The sequence below is a fragment of the Vibrio sp. Vb0349 genome (assembly GCF_033338975.1).
In genome coordinates, this window is sequence record NZ_JAWOTS010000190.1 from 1 (window position 1) to 1,413 (window position 1,413).

The 1,413-nt window shown below is 42.2% G+C and carries 1 protein-coding gene; it reads left to right on the top strand.

Annotated features, from left to right (window positions below; genetic code table 11):
• Positions 1-843 (top strand): GNAT family N-acetyltransferase (locus tag R7Q47_RS24445; protein ID WP_318089820.1); only part of this gene is annotated, 843 nt, incomplete at its 5' end.
• Positions 844-1,413: the final 570 nt, after the last annotated feature.

Genomic DNA, 1,413 nt, shown 5'->3' on the forward strand with positions numbered 1-1,413 from the left:
CAATTGCTTCAAAGTGGCGAGTTCGACGTGTACTGCGCCAGTGCGCAGCAGATCCCATCTCTCCTGCATGAAATTGGCCGCTTGCGAGAACATAATTTCCGTCAAGTTGGCGAAGGGACCGGACAAGCGATAGACATCGATCATTTCGATCATGATTACCTGCACCTGTTTGTGTGGGATCGTAAGAACCAATGCATGGTAGGAGCTTACCGTCTTGGATTAGTTGATCAATTATTGGCGAAATATGGCGTAGAAGGATTGTATTCGCGCACCTTGTTCAACTATGACCAACGCTTTCTCGATCAAATGGGCAAGTCGATTGAAATGGGTCGTTCTGTGATTGCCGAGCAATATCAAAAAAGCATGAGTGCCCTACTCTTACTCTGGAAAGGTATAGCGACTTTTGTCCATCAACATCCCGAATACACGCACTTGTTTGGCCCAGTGAGCATCAGCAACGATTACAGCCATACCGCGCGTCAATTATTGGCACAATCGATGACCCTACACCACTACGACAACGACTGCGCCGAATACGTCACTCCGTCAAACCCACTGCCAGAAACCAACTTAAACTGGAATACCAGCATGCTAACCGCATTGGGAGATTTACAGTTGCTATCTCGCGTGATCGCTCGAATTGACGAAGGCAAAGGCGTTCCGGTATTACTGCGCCAATATTTGAGTTTGAATGGTAAGTTGGTGTGTTTTAACGTCGATCCGGCGTTTAACAACGCACTGGATGGATTGATTATGGTGGATTTACGCGATGTACCTGAGAAAACGCTTGCACGTTATATGGGCAGTGAAAACGCGCACGAGTATTTAGCGATGAACAATTAACCGTCGTCTACAAACGTAGGAGGTATCGCGCTGCTCAAAATCGCTATAAACAAAACGCGTGCAGCGTGATACGTTATTTGCTCATAAAACATTAAAAACAAAGTGTTTAGTTAAACTCATCGCAAAAAGGCCACTCATCTCCAGCTTTAATCCACAAAACGCCAACATCGCGCAAACGTTCACGTTATAAACTTTCACAAAACCTCAAAATGGTTATAGATCACATTTCCAATCAAACCGAACGCCAAACAAAATGTGACCTTGATCGCTTCAGGCATTTAATTTGAATTAAAAAAGAAATTAAAGGTGATCTCAATCACAATGAATTTTGATTTTATATTTGTCAGAAGATCGAATTGATCACTAATATTTTTATTGACAGATTTGAAAGTCATTTTTTGTTATTAAGTTACATATCAATTAATTGATCATCATCACTTAAAAAATGCTTTTCATCCGAAGAAATGCGGGGGTTGATCACGAAAAACCCGTCGTCAGTTCCAATTGGAAAATGTGTGGTAAATTGATTGGGTACTAAGCAATCAAACAAACGGTTTTGGCGAACCGTTT